15 protein-coding genes are annotated in these 15,101 nt (G+C 59.6%); 7 read left to right on the top strand and 8 right to left on the bottom strand.

All coding sequences use genetic code 11. The features are described 5' to 3' along the window. Nucleotides 1–126: 126 nt before the first annotated feature. Nucleotides 127–1,140 (bottom strand): ABC transporter substrate-binding protein, encoded by a 1,014-nt coding sequence (locus ACIP66_RS05495; RefSeq protein WP_400646092.1) that lies wholly within the window; start codon nucleotides 1,138–1,140, stop codon nucleotides 127–129. Between the two features lie 404 nt (nucleotides 1,141–1,544). Here ACIP66_RS05495 and ACIP66_RS05490 point away from each other — a divergent pair, with 404 nt between their 5' ends. From ACIP66_RS05490 to ACIP66_RS05480, 3 genes are read left to right on the top strand one after another with little or no spacing between them, the layout of a single operon-like run. Further along, entirely contained in the window at nucleotides 1,545–3,143 is a 1,599-nt protein-coding gene (locus ACIP66_RS05490) for an ABC transporter permease (RefSeq protein ID WP_400646089.1), read from the top strand. Beyond that, a complete protein-coding gene (locus ACIP66_RS05485) occupies nucleotides 3,140–3,955 on the top strand; it encodes an ABC transporter ATP-binding protein (RefSeq protein ID WP_053116482.1) in 816 nt (271 codons plus the stop codon). Before ACIP66_RS05490 ends, ACIP66_RS05485 begins: the two co-directional genes overlap by 4 nt. A 14-nt stretch (nucleotides 3,956–3,969) precedes the next feature. Next, nucleotides 3,970–5,580, top strand: a complete 1,611-nt coding sequence (locus ACIP66_RS05480) for an arylsulfatase (RefSeq protein ID WP_400646087.1) — start codon at nucleotides 3,970–3,972, stop codon at nucleotides 5,578–5,580. Nucleotides 5,581–5,685: 105 nt separating this feature from the next. On the opposite strand, the gene ACIP66_RS05475 is transcribed toward ACIP66_RS05480, so the two are convergent. Then, nucleotides 5,686–6,759, bottom strand: a complete 1,074-nt coding sequence (locus tag ACIP66_RS05475) for a fatty acid desaturase (RefSeq protein WP_400646084.1) — start codon at nucleotides 6,757–6,759, stop codon at nucleotides 5,686–5,688. A gap of 100 nt (nucleotides 6,760–6,859) precedes the next feature. Between ACIP66_RS05475 and ACIP66_RS05470 the strand changes: the two genes are divergently transcribed. Then, on the top strand, nucleotides 6,860–7,864 hold the full coding sequence (locus ACIP66_RS05470; RefSeq protein WP_400646081.1) for an AraC family transcriptional regulator: 1,005 nt from the start codon (nucleotides 6,860–6,862) through the stop codon (nucleotides 7,862–7,864). 3 nt (nucleotides 7,865–7,867) lie between these two features. Here the strand turns inward: ACIP66_RS05470 and ACIP66_RS05465 are convergent, their stop codons facing one another. The 4 genes from ACIP66_RS05465 to ACIP66_RS05450 all read right to left on the bottom strand — a co-directional run bounded on the left by ACIP66_RS05465 (nucleotide 7,868) and on the right by ACIP66_RS05450 (nucleotide 11,501). Continuing rightward, nucleotides 7,868–9,091, bottom strand: a complete 1,224-nt coding sequence (locus ACIP66_RS05465) for a type II toxin-antitoxin system HipA family toxin (protein WP_400646078.1) — start codon at nucleotides 9,089–9,091, stop codon at nucleotides 7,868–7,870. Next, nucleotides 9,084–9,332 (bottom strand): helix-turn-helix domain-containing protein, encoded by a 249-nt coding sequence (locus tag ACIP66_RS05460; RefSeq protein ID WP_007917667.1) that lies wholly within the window; start codon nucleotides 9,330–9,332, stop codon nucleotides 9,084–9,086. Before ACIP66_RS05460 ends, ACIP66_RS05465 begins: the two co-directional genes overlap by 8 nt. A gap of 110 nt (nucleotides 9,333–9,442) precedes the next feature. Further along, nucleotides 9,443–10,831, bottom strand: a complete 1,389-nt coding sequence (locus ACIP66_RS05455; protein ID WP_400646075.1) for a heavy metal sensor histidine kinase — start codon at nucleotides 10,829–10,831, stop codon at nucleotides 9,443–9,445. Continuing rightward, complete coding sequence (locus tag ACIP66_RS05450) at nucleotides 10,821–11,501, bottom strand: heavy metal response regulator transcription factor (protein WP_053116476.1); 681 nt, start codon at nucleotides 11,499–11,501, stop codon at nucleotides 10,821–10,823. Before ACIP66_RS05450 ends, ACIP66_RS05455 begins: the two co-directional genes overlap by 11 nt. 134 nt (nucleotides 11,502–11,635) lie before the next feature. Here ACIP66_RS05450 and ACIP66_RS05445 point away from each other — a divergent pair, with 134 nt between their 5' ends. Together ACIP66_RS05445 and uraH are read left to right on the top strand one after the other, a co-directional pair. Then, on the top strand, nucleotides 11,636–12,121 hold the full coding sequence (locus tag ACIP66_RS05445; RefSeq protein ID WP_053116475.1) for a heme-binding protein: 486 nt from the start codon (nucleotides 11,636–11,638) through the stop codon (nucleotides 12,119–12,121). Between the two features lie 12 nt (nucleotides 12,122–12,133). Then, nucleotides 12,134–12,544 carry a hydroxyisourate hydrolase gene (uraH, locus tag ACIP66_RS05440; protein ID WP_016987599.1) on the top strand — a complete coding sequence of 137 codons (411 nt, stop codon included), beginning with the start codon at nucleotides 12,134–12,136 and terminating at the stop codon, nucleotides 12,542–12,544. Nucleotides 12,545–12,669: 125 nt separating this feature from the next. On the opposite strand, the gene ACIP66_RS05435 is transcribed toward uraH, so the two are convergent. Continuing rightward, on the bottom strand, nucleotides 12,670–13,347 hold the full coding sequence (locus ACIP66_RS05435) for a Crp/Fnr family transcriptional regulator (RefSeq protein WP_400646072.1): 678 nt from the start codon (nucleotides 13,345–13,347) through the stop codon (nucleotides 12,670–12,672). Between the two features lie 84 nt (nucleotides 13,348–13,431). On the opposite strand from ACIP66_RS05435, the gene ACIP66_RS05430 reads away from it, so the two are divergent. After that, nucleotides 13,432–13,956: a DUF962 domain-containing protein gene (locus tag ACIP66_RS05430; RefSeq protein ID WP_400646070.1), complete on the top strand. Its 525-nt coding sequence runs from the start codon at nucleotides 13,432–13,434 to the stop codon at nucleotides 13,954–13,956. A gap of 153 nt (nucleotides 13,957–14,109) precedes the next feature. Here ACIP66_RS05430 and ACIP66_RS05425 read toward each other — a convergent pair whose 3' ends face one another. Next, entirely contained in the window at nucleotides 14,110–15,099 is a 990-nt protein-coding gene (locus ACIP66_RS05425; RefSeq protein WP_053116472.1) for a sulfate/molybdate ABC transporter ATP-binding protein, read from the bottom strand. Between the last annotated feature and the right edge of the window lie 2 nt (nucleotides 15,100–15,101).

The following is a 15,101-nucleotide window of genomic DNA, read 5'->3' as shown; positions in this document are numbered from 1 at the left end:
ATCGTTCCCACGCAGAGCGTGGGAATGTAGCCCGCGGACGCAGAGCGTCCATTGATGCATTTCCACGCAGAACGTGGGAATGATCGGTTCCCCTGTAGGAGCTGCCGCAGGCTGCGATCTTTGCTTTTAAAGCTTCGCAGCGGCCAACACAGGCGCCACCCATTCATTGACCTTGAACGGTTTGCGAATCAGCCTCTGCTGCGCCGCCAGATCGACCTTGTCCTGCAAGCTATCCAGGAACGCCGGATCCAGCGTCGACGGGAATACTTCGCTCAGTTTCTGATCTTTCAGATCTTCAGTAAGGATCACCGGCGGATAACTCGCCAGCCCTGACACCAACTGTACGTACGCATCCTTGTTGCTGTCCTGCGTCAGCCATTCCACGGCCTGCTGCTGCGCCTTTAACAACTTCGCCACCGCCTCCGGATGCCCATCAACAAACTTGCCGCTGCCCACCAACACCGACTGCACACTGCCGGCCCCGCCCAAATCCTTGGTGTTCAACGGCAACTCGGCCAAGCCCTTGATTTGCAATGCCGCCAACCCGGAACTGCCCCACGACGCATCAATCTGCTTCGCCGCCAGTGCAGCGGTCGCGCCGGTGAAGTCGAGATTAATGACCTTCAGATCCTTCTCGCTCAAGCCCTGACTGGCCAGCGCCGCGTCAAACGACAACTGCGTCGCGGTGCCCTTGAAGATCGCCACACGCTTGCCCTTCAGATCCTGCAAGGTCTTGATCCCGGAACCCGGCACCACGCCGAGATACTGCTTCACCCCACGTGCACCGGCATTTAGCAGCCGCGTATCGAGGCCGTTGGACTTGCCAATGATCGCCGCCAGATCCCCGAGATACGCCAGATCAACCTGACCATTGGCAAACGCCTCATTGATCACTGGCCCCGCACCCTTGAAGAAATTCCACTGAATCTTGATGCCCTGATCGGCGAACGCCTTTTCAAAAATTTGCTGATCACGCAGCACGTCGACCACACCGCCGCCACTGTGTTGAGTGCCGGCGCTCAGGTCAGGCACGGCGATGCGGATTTCCTTTAGCTCATCGGCCTGCGCCGTCAGGGTGAGAAAACCCGCCAGCGCCGGGGCGGCAAACAGACTGATGACACGTTTGAAAGGAAGGTTCATGGGTGCGGCTCCTTGATCAATACAGGCGTTAAGGAGCCGAAAGTAGGCCGAAGCAACACCTTCGCTTAAATACTATAAACGCACATTTTTATAGCTTTTAACGCTAAGCGAACAACGCCGGGGCTTGCAGCGGCGTATGCATTAACAGCATCGAAAATATTCTTCGAATGCATTGGATGCGTGTGGGCTGTAAGCCTTAAATGGTCTGGCTTATCTCCAATTAGTATTGATTTGAATATTGTTAGATCATTTTTGCATACGCCACACAACTTGTAGGAGCCGAGCTTGCTCGCGAAGGGCCGTGTCAGTCAACGCAACAGTCGACTGATTTAACGCCTTCGCGAGCAAGCTCTGCTCCTACAAGAGCGGTGGTTTGCCATGCAACCCGACAACGGAGGTCACCCATGGCCCGTCAATCTCTGCTCAGTTTGCCGCTGCCAGCGCCACCGCTGAAAAGCCGACGCTCCTGGCCCAGCATCAACCAACGCGTGTTGCCATGGCTGCTGCCCATCAGTCTGTTCGCTCTATGGTGGCTGGCCGCGCGCAACCAATGGATGAGCGAGCAGATCCTGCCGGCGCCGTCGCTGGTGTGGAACAGCGCCGTCGAGCTGTCGCAAGGCGAGCTGTGGAGCCATTTGTGGATCAGCCTGCAACGCTTATTCTGGGGTTTGCTTGCAGGGATTTCCGCCGGTGCAGTGCTGGGTGCCGCGCTGGGTTTCAGTCGCCGTCTGGAGCGTCTGATTTTCCCGACCTTCGCCGGTCTGGCGCAGGTGCCGACGCTGGCGTGGATTCCGCTGTTCATGGTGTTTTTCGGCATCGGCGAAGTGTTGAAACTGGTGGTGCTGATCAAAGCCATCGTCGTCCCGGTGACCTTGCACACGCTGGTCGGCGTGCGTGACGCTCAGCCGAAACTGCGCGAAGCCGCTGCCGTGTTGCGCCTGCCACCGCGCCTGCTGATCCGGCGATTGGTGCTGCCCGCCGCCCTGCCCGCGTTCATGGCCGGTGTGCGTTTGGCGCTGGCCGCCGGCTGGACATCGCTGCTCGCAGTCGAGTTGCTCGCCTCCAGCGAAGGCATCGGTTATCTCATGGTCTGGGCGCGCCAGCTGTTCATGCTCGACATCGTTTTCGTGTGCATCGTGGTCATCGGTTTGATCGGCGTGGCGATGGATCGCGGCATCGGTCTGCTGGATAAAAAACTGGTGCACTGGCCGCACCCGGCCACTGCGGAAATTCGTCGCGGCCCGCGCTATGAAGGCTGGCAGCGTTTGCAACCGTGGCTGCTGCCGCTGGGCTTGCTCGCGCTTTGGCAACTGGCGAACGATCAACAGTGGGTCGATCCGAATATTCTGGTGAGCCCGCTGGCCGTGCTGAGTACGGCGTGGGACGGTCTGCTCGATGGCACGTTGATCAACGGCATGGCCCTGAGCCTGGGTCGCACCCTCGGCGGTTTGTTGCTGGGCGGCGGACTCGGTTTGGCCCTCGGCTTGCTGCTGGGCTTGTCACGCACCAGCGAACGTGTGCTCGGCCCGACACTCGCCGCGCTGCGCCAGATCGCGATTTTCGCCTGGGTGCCGCTGCTCACCGCATGGTTCGGATTGGGAGAACTGGCGAAGTGGGTGTTCGTCGCCCTCGCCGCATTCTTTCCGCTGTTTATCGCCACGCAACGCAGCGTCGCCAACCTTTCGCCGCAACTCAACGAAGCCGCACAAGTGCTGCGCCTGAGCCTTGGTCAACGCCTGCGTCGTCTGGTGCTGCCAGGCGCGGCACCGGGGATTTTCGCCGGTCTGCGCCTGAGCCTGATCTACGCCTGGCTCGGCACCATCGGCGCTGAATATTTCATGCCGTCCAACGGCGGCATCGGCAGCCAGATGATCGGCGCGCAACAACTGCTGCGCATGGATCTGATCATGGCGTGCATGCTCTTCGTCGGCCTCACCGGCGCCCTGCTCAACCTTATTGGCCAACGCCTGGAAATTCGCGCGACCCGCTGGAGACACGCATGAACGCACCCATTGTCAGCTTCACCCACGTAGGCAAATCCTTCGACGTCGACGGTTTCGAACTGGAGGCGATTCGCGAATTCAACCTGGACATCGCCGAGGGCGAATTCGTCGCCATCGTCGGTTCCAGCGGCTGCGGCAAATCCACCTTGCTGCGTTTGTTGGTGGGTCTTGATACGCAATTTCGCGGGCAGATCACCGTCGATGGCAAAGCCGTCAGCGGCATCGGCGGCGAGCGTGGCATTGTCTTTCAGGAGCACCGCTTGTTTCCGTGGCTGACTGTCGCCGACAACATCGGCCTCGGCTTGGTCAACGAGCCGTTGAGCGCTGCACAAAAGCAAAAACGCATCGACGATTTCATCGATCTGGTCGGCCTGCGCGACTTCACCCGCGCCTATCCGCACCAGCTCTCCGGCGGCATGGCACAACGCGTGGCGATTGCTCGCGGCCTCGTCGCCAGCCCGCGCATTCTGCTGCTAGACGAACCGTTCGGCGCGCTCGATGCGCTGACCCGCCAGCAAATGCAGGACGAGCTGTTGGCGATACGCAACCGCGCGAAAATCACCACGATTCTCGTTACCCACGACGTCGAGGAAGCGATCTTCCTCGCCGACCGCGTGGTGGTGATGGAGCCCCGTCCGGGGCGGATCAAGCAAGTGGTCGACATCGCCCTGCCCCATCCGCGCCAGCGCAGTAGTTTCGACTTCCATCAGTTGCGTGAAGAACTGCTGCACGAACTGACCAGTGATGACCATTACCAACCGAGCGTGCCGGTGCAGATCCGCGATCTGCCGCTGACGTTCATTGCCTGCTGAACAGGAGTTTCGCAATGCCGCAACGTCCCAACTTTTTGGTGATTCTGGCCGACGATCTCGGCTTCTCCGACATCGGCGCGTTCGGCGGCGAAATCGCCACGCCGCACCTTGATGCCTTGGCCAACAACGGCCTGCGCCTCACCGATTTTCACACTGCCCCGACCTGCTCGCCAACCCGTTCGATGCTGCTCACCGGCACCGACCACCACATCGCCGGCATCGGCACCATGGCCGAAACGCTGACCCCGGATCTGATCGGCAAACCGGGTTACGAGGGTTACCTCAACGACCGCGTCGTCGCCTTGCCCGAGCTGCTGCGCGAGGCCGGTTATCAAACGTTGATGAGCGGCAAATGGCACCTCGGTTTGAAAGCTGAACTGGCGCCGCATGCGCGGGGTTTCGAGCGCTCGTTTTCGCTACTACCGGGCGCGGCCAACCACTATGGTTTCGAGCCGACCTACGATGAGCAAACGCCGGGCCTGCTGAAATCAACCCCGGCGCTGTACATCGAAGACGACACCTTCATCGACGAATTGCCGAAGGATTTCTATTCCTCCGATGCCTTCGGCGACAAATTGCTGCAATACCTCAAGGAGCGTGATCAAACTCGGCCGTTCTTCGCTTACCTGCCATTCTCCGCACCGCACTGGCCGTTGCAGGCGCCCGCTGACATCGTCGAGAAATACCGTGGCCGCTATGACGCCGGCCCGGAAGTGTTGCGCCTTGAACGGCTGGAAAAACTCAAAGCCCTCGGCCTGATTGAGCCAGACGTCGAACCGCATCCGCTGATTCAGTTGACCAAACAGTGGGACGCGTTAAGCGACGAGCAAAAGCAGATTTCCGCGCGGGCAATGGAGGTCTACGCGGCGATGGTCGAGCGCATGGACTGGAACATTGGCCGGGTCGTCGATTACCTGCGCCAACAGGGGCAACTCGACAACACCTTCATCCTGTTCATGTCCGACAACGGTGCCGAAGGCGCGCTGCTTGAAGCGTTCCCGAAATTCGGCCCGGAACTGGTGACGTATCTCAGCCAGCACTACGACAACAGCCTCGACAACATTGGCCGGGCCAACTCTTACGTCTGGTACGGGCCGAATTGGGCGCAGGTGGCGACCGCGCCGTCACGGCTGTTCAAAGCGTTTACCACCGAAGGCGGGATTCGCGTGCCGGCGCTGCTGCACTATCCGCAGCTGGCGATCAAAGGACAGATCAGCCATGGCTTCGGCACGGTGATGGACATCACGCCGACGATTCTCGATCTGGCCGGTGTGCGTCATCCGGGCAAGCTGTGGCACGGTAAACCGGTGGCGCCATTGCGTGGCAAATCGTGGCTGGGGTTCTTGTCGGGCGAGACTGCGCAGGTGCACGACGAGCACACGGTGACGGGTTGGGAATTATTTGGGCGAAGGGCGATTCGGCAGGGATCGTGGAAAGCGGTGTGGATCCCCGGGCCAGTGGGGCCGGCGACCTGGCAGCTTTATGATTTGAGCAGCGATCCGGGGGAGATTCATGATCTGGCGCTGAGTCAGCCGGAGAAGCTCAGCGCGTTGATCGGGCATTGGCAGCAGTATGTCGAGGAGACCGGGGTGATTTTGAGTGAGTCGCCTTTCCAGCCAGATTGATGCTGCCTGAGGTGTAGCTATCGCGAGCAGGCTCACTCCTACAGTTGGAATGCGTTCCCCTTGTAGGAGTGAGCCTGCTCGCGATGAGGCCCGTGCAGTCAGCCATCAAGCCTGGGCTGTACGCACCTCTTTACTCACCACCTCATCGCGCCGAACAAACCGGTTCGCCCGCCCAAACGTCCCAAAATCATTAAACCTCACCCCCATCTCACGCATCACCTTATGCGCCACCGGCACGGTCATCTGACGAATATAAAACGGCTCCTTCACCACAAAATGATGAATCCCGTGGCTGCTGCCAAAGTTGAAGCAGAACGCCTGCAACGGCCACAACCACCAAGGGTTCAACACCTGACACTGCTGCAGCACGTTACCCAGTTCAACATCGCCGTAGTAATGCATGTTCGAGCTGATGAAGTGCAGGCAAAACGTACGCAAAACATTCGGGCCGATGATCACCACAGCGGCGATATCGATCACCTGCATCACCGACAACGTCGTCGCTGACCATTCAATCGGCGCGCCCAGCAGATACGCGATGCCATTGGCCGCATGGAAACCGAGAAACACATACCACGCACCCCAATGCACCAGCGCCAGCGGCGCGTACACCTTCAACGTGCGTTTGATGATGCTGAACTTGTGCGCCCAGGTCTTGGCTCGCAGCATGCGGATAAATGCCGACATCACGTTGTCGCCGACCATCAGCAAACGCGCAAAACCCCACGGCTCGCCGTTGGTGATCGCGCGCTCCTCCATGTCAGTTTCAGTGCCGGAGACCTTGTGGTGATTGAGGTGCAGATGCCGACGAATCCACGGATTGATCGTGCTCGGCCGCGCCAGCCACACCAGGCCCATCATCAAATTGTGCGGCACGCGCTGCTTGCGGAAATACATGCTGTGGATCAGGTCGTGCTCCAGCTCATGGGTCAGCGAAGCAAAAAAAGCATTGAGCAACAGGCACGCCCACCACGCCATATGGCCGGTGATGTACAGCGTCGCCGAGCCGATCATCCCGATCAGGGCAAAGGCCAGAATCCCCGCGCCCAGCGCATCCTGATGCTTGAGAATCGGGTAGCGCTCACGCAATTCGACGCCTTTGGCCAGCACCACTTCGCGAATATGTGCTGATCGCTGGGCCGCATTGTGTCGCTGGGGACTTGCAGAAGTACCGTCCATGCTTCCATCCTCGGGTTTATGATGTTCGCATCGTGCCTCGCCAGTGCTTCAATTGCGGTAGCCGAGAACGCCAACCTGTTGACCGGAAGCGCCAATCAGCATGAAGGAACCGACCTCCCTCGCCAGTTGGACCCGTGCCTTGCGCAAACAACTTGATGCGCTGGGGCTGGACAGCATTGCCCTGTGCCAACAGGCCGGGCTTGATCCAAATTTGATGGACGACCCCAACGCGCGCTATCCACTGTCCGGGACCACGCGCCTGTGGGAAATCGCCGTGCAGGTCAGCGGCGACCCGGCGATTGGTTTGCGCGTGTCGCGGTTCGTCAGCCCGACCACGTTCCATGCGCTCGGTTATGCGCTGGTCGCAAGCGGCAGTTTGCGTGAAGTGTTTGAACGCATCGTGCGCTATCACCCGGTGGTCAGCGATGCGCTGGAGCTGGAACTGAGCCGCAGCGACGACCGCTATCAATTCCGTCTGAAAATTCCGTCAGGCAATCCGGCGCCAGCCTTCGAAGCCATCGACGCGTTCACCGCGATCTACGTGCGCACTTGCCGCAATCGCCTCGGTCGCGACTACGCGCCACTGGCGGTTTACCTGCGCCGCCCGGAACCGAGCGATGCGCACCAATGGCACAAAGTCTTCCGCGCCCCGGTGCATTTTGGTTGTGCCGAGGATCGTCTGGAGTTCGCCCTCGTCGACTTCGACAGCCACCTCGACGACGCCAACCCGGAACTTGCCGAACACAATGAGGCAGTGCTCAAACGCACCATGGCTCAGCTCCAGCCGCTGACCTGGGAGCGCAAGGTGCGCGATGCCATCGAAGAACAATTGCCGGAAGGTGAGCCGAGCGCTGAGCGTATTGCTCAAGCGTTGCATTTGAGTTTGCGCAGCTTGCAAAGGCATCTGGCGGATGAGGGTTGTCGCTTCGACACACTGCTCAACGAGAGCCGCGAGAACCTGGCGCTGTTGCACCTGCGCGATCCGCAGTGTTCGTTGAGTGAGGTCAGTTATTTGCTCGGGTTCGCCGATACAAGCAGCTTCAGCCGCGCGTTCAAGCGCTGGACGGGGATGACGCCGGGGCAGTTTCGTGACGGGTTGCGCTGATCGTCAGCCTTTAGCCAGACTGCGTTCCATACCGGATGACCATTGTTCGATCATCGCAGCACCCATCGCGGCGAACGCCGGATGACTGGCGCCGTACTCCGCCATTTCGCCCATTGCCACCTGCATACCGTTAGCGACTTGCTGCAGCAATTCATTGCAACGCGCCTCCGTCAGATTGCAGGCCGTACGACCGAACCGCATCAGCATTTTGTGCTTGGGCCAAGCCTTCGAGCCACCCAAGAGCAACGCCATACTGTCGTTCTTTATGTAGACCGATGTGGTGATGATGTCGTATGTGGGCGCGAGTCTGATTGTCGATTCCTCGCCGCAGCTTTCGTAAAGCACGCCGAAGTTTTTGAGATGAGCGTCGCCGTTTTTCACGCCTGCGGACAAAGCCACAATCTTGAAAAATGCTTCCAGCGCCAGATTGAGCAATGCAGGCGAAACAAACGCTTTGATCTGCCGGGCCGCGCCTTCGTAAGAGCCGTCGTATTTGGCTTTCGACGGCCAACCGTTGAGTACGCAGAAGTCCTCAAAACCCAGGTAGCCCGTAGCGCTCAAATCAAAGCGCTCGATAACCAGAAACCTGCCATGTTCGCTGAGCTCGAAGTTCGGCACGTCTAGCCCGCAGTGTTGTGCGGCACGCATGCAGAAGTATTCGTTGGTCGCCAAGTGCGGATATTCATCAGCCCGAAAAGCTTTGACCAAATGGGTCGATCCCCGATGCGTCAGACGATCAATCGCAGCCGCACTGTCACGTACCAGCACTTTAGGCTGCACCCCGGACACTCCGGAATACTGGCCATAGGTTTGCAACAGATCCTCGAACAGGCCTTGCGCACCATCGTGCACCAGCAGATCGGCCAGCGACGTTTCAGGCGGGCGATCCGTCATCGATGGGCTGGCAATGGATAACCGACCGAGCTGATAGGGGCCGACAATGGCCAGCAATGCAAAGTCATCGAAGCCGCGAACTGCTTTGCTGAAACGCCGAACCAGCTCATCACGAAGGGCGCCTTCGGGCAGATTCATCTCGAAAACCGGATGAATGCCATGCTCCCAACGATAACTCTCCAGGCGGGACGGCATTGTCAGTGACACGGCATTTTCAGCACTGATTTCTTCGCGGTAACTGAAGACGCTGTCGACTCGATCTTGCCCGCGCGCCAACGTTCCCACCGCTTGCCCGCCGACACAGACATTTAATCGATCTGACGACTCAATCATGGAAGTTGACCTTTTGCAGCGTATCGAGTGTCGGTCGACGAGACTGACGCGGAACCGCAGTCAGCTCATAGCCAAAACCGTTGAGGATCGCTTCGACTTTGCGTAGGCCGATTTCCGAAATAGTGTTGTTTTCGATCCCCGAAATCGTCGCGCGGCTCATTCCGTATTGCTGAGCCAGTGCCTGCTGGGTCATTTTGTTCGCCTTGCGCAGGGCTTTGATCAACTCGCCAAGCTGTTCCATAGAGATTCCTGCATCAAATATGGTGCAAATTTAGATATATGCTTAATTTGCATCGCATTTGATGCATTCATTGAAGAAGATTAGCCTAGTTCTCAGTGATTACGAAGGAATCACTTGCTCACCACAAACCCCAGCTCAAAAACAGTGCCGTCAGCATCACTACTCACCCGCACCTGTCCCCCATGCCACTGCATGATCGACTGCACGATCGCCAGCCCCAAGCCACCCGAATCCCCCGGCTCTGCCCGTGAAGGATCGACGCGGTAGAAGCGGTCGAACAGTTTGCTCAGATGTTCCTGCGCAATCGCCGGGCCATGGTTGTGCACTTGCAACCAGCACTCACCTGGCTCGTCGCGGCGACGCAGACTGATCACCGATCCTTGATCGGCATGACGCACGGCATTGGCCAGCAGATTGCCGAGTGCCCGTTGCAACAGTTGCTGATCGGCAAGCAGTTCACCGTGCAGTTGATTGTCGAGCCGCACGTCACGGTCATCCGCCAAGGCTTCAAAGTAATCACACAGCTCACCGCCAACGCTGTGCAAATCCAGGGTTTGCAAATTCAGAGCGCGCTCGGCCTGTTCTGCCCGGGCGAGGAACATCAAGTTCTCCGCCATGCGTTTGAGCCGTTCGAATTCTTCCATGTTCGAGGCCAGCACTTCCTGATATTCCTCGGTGCTGCGCGGATGATTCAGTGCCTGGCCGTTACTGGCGAGCAAGGTGTGCAACGGCGTGCGGATTTCGTGGGCGAGGTCGGCGGAGAACTGCGACAGGCGCTGCACGCTGTCGTCCAGTCGCGCAAGCATGCCGTTGAGCGCCTGCACTGGTTCAAGCAGTTCGGCGGGCGTGCCATTGGCGGGCAGGCGTTGATCAAGGCTCCGCAGATCGATGCCGCGCACCGCTTCGCTCAACTGCCGCAACGGTTGCAGGCCCCGGCGCAGTAAGAGCAAGCCCAAGGCAAAAGCGAGCAACGCACCGAGGCCAACCGACAGGTACAAGCGCATGCGATAACTGCCGAGCATCTGCTCACGCTCGCTCAGCACTTTGCCGGCAATGACCGTCAGCGGCTCGCCGTTCGGCCCCTGCGCTTCGCCGGACAACAGCGCCAGTTCAGCACCGTCCGGCGCTTGCCAGGTGAGTACATCGGGACGCTGCGGCGTTTGCTCGCGGGGGATGGCGTTCAGTGCGGGCAACTCGCGTTGCCGTGGATTGATCGCGATCACGCTCGATCCGTCGGCGCGGCGCACCAGCAATAGGCTGTCGAGATTGCCGAGCATGTTCTGATACAGCCGAGGCCGCGCCTGCAAAGCGCCGAGGCTGTCGCTGTCGGCGAGCAAGGCGCGCACTTGCTCCAGTCGACCGAGTAATGCGAGGTCGTCGCGGTAGGCGATTTCCGAGGCCAGCGAGCGGTAGAGAAACACGCCAATCGCGCTCAGTACCAAGGCGCAAACAATGGCGAATGCCAGCGCCAGTCGCCAGGCGATCGACTTAGAGCGCATCGTCCGGCGCTTCCAGTTGATAACCGACACCGCGCACGGTGTGGATGAGTTTGGGCATGTACGGATCATCGACTTTCGAGCGCAAACGCCGCACGGCGACTTCGACCATGTTGGTGTCGCTGTCAAAATTCAGGTTCCACACCTGCGAGGCGATCAGCGTGCGCGACAGCACTTCGCCCTGGCGACTGGCGAGCAATTGCAGCAGGGCGAACTCCTTGTTGGTCAGGGCGATGCGCTGGCCATTGCGGCTGACGCGGCGGCGCAGCACATCGATTTCCAGATCGGCGATGCTGTACGACTCGGCTTCGCGCATCGGCCCGCGGCGCAGCAAGGTGCGCACGCGCGCGAGCAGTTCGGCGAAGGCAAAGGGTTTCAGCAAGTAATCGTCGGCGCCCAGTTCGAGGCCGCGCACACGGTCTTCGATGGCGTCCTTGGCGGTGAGGAACAGCACCGGCGTGGCGCCGCGCTGGCGGATCAGCTGCAGCAGTTGCCAGCCGTTGAGGCCGGGCAGCATCACGTCGAGGATGATCAGGTCATATTCCTGCTGCTCGATAAAGTAGCGCCCATCGAGGCCGTTGAGCGCCACGTCCACGGCAAAACCCGACTCGCCCAGGCCTTTGGCGAGGAAATTTGCGGTTTTGGCTTCATCTTCTACGACCAGCAAACGCATGGCACACCTCGATTGATAGGCACACAGGCTAGGCGCCTTCGGCGACGTTGCCCATTACAAACTTGTAATCCAACTGACGAGGTTCTGACGAAGACCGGCGATTAAGGTACGGCCTTCGCTTCTGGAGCTTGTCCATGACCCTGAAATTCTTGCTCGCCAGCCTGACCCTCGGCCTCAGCGCCGGGGTTTACGCCAGCCCGGAACTGCCGCGTCACGCTGACCTCGACCTGAAAACCGCACGTCTGCTCGCCGACACCGCCATGGCCAATTGCACCGGCACGGTGTCGGTGCTCGATCGCGGCGGCAATCTCCTGGTGACCTTGCGCGGTGACGGCGTCGGCCCGCATAACACCGCCGCCAGCCAGCGCAAGGCGTACACCGCGCTGTCGACCAAAACCGCCACCCGACTGTTCGCCGAGCGTGCTCGCAGCAATCCGGAAACCGCCAACCTCAACACCCTCGACGAGTTGTTGTTGCTCGGCGGCGGTATTCCGCTGTTCCTCGGCACTGAACTAGTGGGCGCAATGGGCGTGGCCGGTTCCGGCGGCGGTGAGCAAGACGAAAACTGTGCAATCAAGGCGGCCGAGAAAACCGGCCTGGCCACCACCCGTTCCCAATAAGGAGATGCATCGATGAATACTTTGCGCATGACTTTCGCCGCGCTCGGCCTGAGTGCTTTTTCAAGCCTGGCGCTGGCCGCTGGCAACCCGTTGAGCGTGCACGTGCTCAATCTGGAAAACGGCCTGCCGTCGCCGGGCATCAACGTGACTTTGGAGAAACACGTTGGTCAGGACTGGCAGCCGCTGGCTCAGGGCACCACCAATGAACAAGGGCGGATTGCCGAACTGTTCCCGGCCAAGCAGCCTTTTGAGGCGGGTGAATACCGCGTGGTGTTCAAGACTGGTGAGTACTTCAAGAAGGTCAAGCACGACACGTTCTTCCCGGAGATTCCGGTGATTTTTGAAGTGAAGCAGACCGATCAGCACTACCACATCCCGCTGCTGCTGAGCCCGTACGGTTTCTCGACCTATCGCGGTTCCTGAGCCCTACACAAATCCCCCTGTAGGAGTGAGCCTGCTCGCGATAGCAGTCTGTCAGTTGATCAATCTGTGACTGACAGACCGCTATCGCGAGCAGGCTCACTCCTACAATGGTTCGGTGTTAGATCCTAGATCGTGGCCAGGGCGCGCAATCGCGTGGCATCGAGGATTTCGATCTCACCATACCCGAGCCCGATAATTCCTTGCCCCTGCAAATCCTTGAGGATCTGGTTAGTGGTCTGCCGCGACAGCGACAGCATCGACGCCAGTTGCTCCTGCGGCAGTTGCAGCACCCGGCGTGGCGCGTCGAGTTCGCCGTAGCCTTCGGCAATCATCAGCAAGCGATGAGCCAGACGCGCCGGCGCTGGCAGCAGGCTCAGCTGTTCGAGGTTGATAAAAGTCAGGCGCAGTTTGTGGCTCATCAGCAGCGCCAGATGTCGCCAGTACACCGGGTTCTCATCCAGCAACTTCAGCAACGTCACCTGCGGAATATTCAGCAGCAGGCACGGGCCCACAGCATAAGCATCATGCGTACGCGGCTGCCCGTCGAACAGGCAGATTTCGCCAAACCAGTGCGGCGCCTCCACCAGACTCAACAGCGCCTCTTTGCCCTGCTCACTCACCGCACCAATGCGCACCGCGCCCTCAAGCACCGCGTACAAACCGCACGGTGCATCGCCACGCTGGAACAAGCGCTGTCCTGCCGTCAGCCGCCGCTCCCGGGCCGCCGCCAGCAGGCTATCCTGAAAGGATGCGGGCAGATGACTGAACCACTGGCCGCTTATCAGCCGTGAACGTATTTGCATAAACACTCCTGGATTGTCGCCTGCCTGACAGAGCGAACCCTGATCCCGAGGGATGATGCGATCAACCCTACCGGAGGAACAACAATGAAAAGCCTCGTCGACCATCTCAGTCAATACGCCGCCTACCACCGTGATCCGCGCAACATCGCCAGCCACTTTATCGGCATTCCGCTGATTGTGGTGGCTGTGGCGGTTTTGTTGTCGCGGCCGGAATGGTCGCTTGGCGGCTTGTGGATATCTCCAGCCGTTATCGTGGCGCTGGCCTCGGCGTGGTTTTACCTGAGACTGGAAGTGAAGCTAGGCGTATTGATGACCGTGCTGATGGGCCTGTCGGTCTGGGCCGGGCACGTCTTGGCGCAGCAGAGCACCATGGTCTGGCTGAGCGGCGGGCTGGCGATGTTTGTGGTGGGCTGGGTGATCCAGTTTGTCGGGCATCACTATGAAGGGCGCAAACCGGCGTTTGTCGATGACGTGTCGGGGCTGATTGTCGGGCCGTTGTTTGTGGTGGCCGAACTGGCGTTCATGCTCGGGATGCGGCATGAGTTGAAAGAGCAGATCGAGGCGCGGGCGGGGGTTGTGCGAGTTAATCCGAATCGTGCGGCTGTCTAGACCGCATTCGCGAGCAGGCTCGCTCCCACAGGGATTTTGGTTGTTCTGATCGTTCCCACGCTCTGCGTGGGAATGCCGCCATGGACGCTCCGCGTCCACTGTGACGCGGAGCGTCACGGGATGCGTTCCCACGCAGAGCGTGGGAACGATCAGTTAAAGGCTGGCGACTTTCTGCCAGACCTTCGGCTTGAAGAACAGGGTTTCACCCTTGGCCAAGCCGATCAGGCTGTCGTGGTCTTTCACCACTTCAGCCTCGATCAAATCCGTCTGCCCCTCAACCTTCAGCGTCACCCGCGTGGTCGCGCCCAACGGCCGGATATCGCGCACCTCTGCCGCATGGTGATCCTCCAGTTCATGCCTGGACAACGACACCTCATGCGGACGGAACAGCACGTGATTGTCGTCGCTCAGCAGCAAGCGGTTCGAATCGCCGAGGAAGTGATAAACAAAATCGCTGGCCGGGTTTTCGTAAACGTCGCCCGGTGAACCGATCTGCTCGATCACACCCTTGTTCATCACCACGATACGGTCAGCAACTTCCATCGCCTCCTCTTGGTCGTGGGTCACGAACACCGACGTCAGGTTGATGTCTTCGTGCAGACGCGCCAACCAGCGGCGCAATTCCTTACGCACCTTGGCATCAAGGGCGCCGAACGGCTCATCCAGCAGCAACACTTTCGGCTCCACCGCCAAGGCACGGGCCAAAGCGATGCGCTGACGCTGACCACCGGACAACTGCTCCGGATAGCGATCCGACAACCAATCCAGCTGAACCATGTTCAGCAGTTCGTGAACCTTGACCGCGATCTGGCTTTCGCTCGGGCGCTGGTTTTTCGGTTTCATGCGCAGGCCGAACGCGACGTTGTCGAACACGGTCATGTGGCGGAACAACGCGTAATGCTGGAACACGAAACCGACGTTGCGATCACGCACATCGTGGCCGGAAACGTCTTCACCGTGGAAAACGATGTTGCCGTTATCCGGGGTTTCCAGACCGGCAATGATCCGTAGCAGCGTGGTCTTGCCGCAGCCCGACGGGCCGAGCAGCGCGACCAGTTCACCGCTGTGGATGTCCAGGCTGATGTTGTCCAGCGCCTTGAACGCATTGAAATTCTTGCTGACGTTACGCACTTCGATCGACATGA

Source organism: Pseudomonas sp. NPDC088429 (assembly GCF_044753305.1).
GTDB lineage: Bacteria > Pseudomonadota > Gammaproteobacteria > Pseudomonadales > Pseudomonadaceae > Aquipseudomonas > Aquipseudomonas rustica.
The sequence above is the reverse complement of the archived record's forward strand: the minus strand, read 5'-3'. Positions and strand labels throughout refer to the sequence as shown.